Below are 1,232 nucleotides of genomic sequence, written 5' to 3'. Positions count from 1 at the left end.
GATACTAACAAAGTCGCTGAGCGTCTCCTAGTTAAAAATGGAATTAATGTTGCTGATACTGAATTAAAAGTTAGTAAACAAATTTGGTCTTCAACTAAAAATAAGAACTCTGTAAAAAATGCTTTTTCACACTGGAAAGATCATAAAGGTGAATTTTTGGAAATTCAAAATGCTAAACAGTATGTGGAGCTTGCTCATACAATAAAAGACCATCCCGGCGCCTTGGTGAAAATGCGTCCAAACGGAGAAACTCTGAAGTACCTTTCTGAGAAAAATATTTTTGTTGCTTATACAAAAGATGGTGTACCAAAGACTATGTTTCGTCCAAAACAGGGATCGGCCTATTGGCAAAATGGAAATTAAAGAAAAAAATGGATCAGTTATTTGCTTGCCCTTGCTGTGGTTATCTCACTTTATCAGATCCTCCCCCTGGCACATTTGAAATTTGCGATGTCTGTCGGTGGGAGGATGACGACTTTCAATTTAACCACCCTAATTATGAAGGGGGAGCAAATGAGGAAAGTTTAAATAAAGCTAAAATAAATTTTTTAAAATTTGGAGCTTCTTCAGAATCAAAAATTAAGAATGCTAGAGAACCATTACCTAATGAAATTCCACCAAACCCAGATTAAATGGAGTTTATAAATTTCTGAAAGCAATCTCGCATTTTTTAAATTATCAAGACTTCAAATTTGATTAGAAAATATAGGACTAATAGCTAAACATTTTGATGAAGAGTCAGGCCTCTATTATTTTGGCAGGCGTTACTATCAACCAGACATTGGCCGATGGATCACTCCTGACCCGGCAGGCTTCGCAGATGGCTAAACCTGGAGAACAAGATGTAGTTAGACTTTTGATAGAGTGTCCAGAAGAAAAAGGGAGTTCTGAAATTGAATTTTCTGATTGCTATGCATTACATTTGAGTATGAATTTTGGAATTGTTGCATCCGAATCCATCTTAATGCAGAATGTATAACTGATTCTAAAGAATTAATTACCATTCGTAATGAGTGGGTTTACGTAGGAGTTATGCTTGATAATCTTAAGTGCTTTAAAACAACTACTAACTCTACTAACAGTACTATTTTAATTTTTGCTCTTTCGTTTAATGAAATTTAATTATTTGCCATCCATTGAAATCATTTGGAGAGTAATAGATTTTTGACTAAAATTTTTAAATTTTCATTTGCATAGCTTGTGAAACTCCAAACTTCCTCTATCAAGGGGAT

General features: G+C 34.3%; 2 protein-coding genes and 1 pseudogene. All 3 read left to right on the top strand.

Annotated features, from left to right (window positions below):
- A pseudogene (locus CSEC_RS13285) lies at window positions 1–363 on the top strand (hypothetical protein); the annotation flags it as partial.
- Window positions 364–371: 8 nt separating this feature from the next.
- Window positions 372–632, top strand: coding sequence for a CPCC family cysteine-rich protein (locus CSEC_RS12460; protein WP_041018825.1), 261 nt, complete (start codon window positions 372–374; stop codon window positions 630–632).
- Window positions 633–705: 73 nt separating this feature from the next.
- Complete coding sequence (locus CSEC_RS13575) at window positions 706–828, top strand: RHS repeat-associated core domain-containing protein (protein WP_079978072.1); 123 nt, start codon at window positions 706–708, stop codon at window positions 826–828.
- Window positions 829–1,232: the final 404 nt, after the last annotated feature.

Source organism: Criblamydia sequanensis CRIB-18, assembly GCF_000750955.1.
GTDB lineage: Bacteria > Chlamydiota > Chlamydiia > Chlamydiales > Criblamydiaceae > Criblamydia > Criblamydia sequanensis.
The sequence above is the reverse complement of the archived record's forward strand: the minus strand, read 5'-3'. Positions and strand labels throughout refer to the sequence as shown.

What these genes read in the sequence shown, in the direction of transcription:
- CSEC_RS12460 (WP_041018825.1), top strand. Translation starts at nt 372, where the DNA reads ATGGATCAGTTATTTGCTTGCCCTTGCTGTGGTTATCTCACTTTATCA.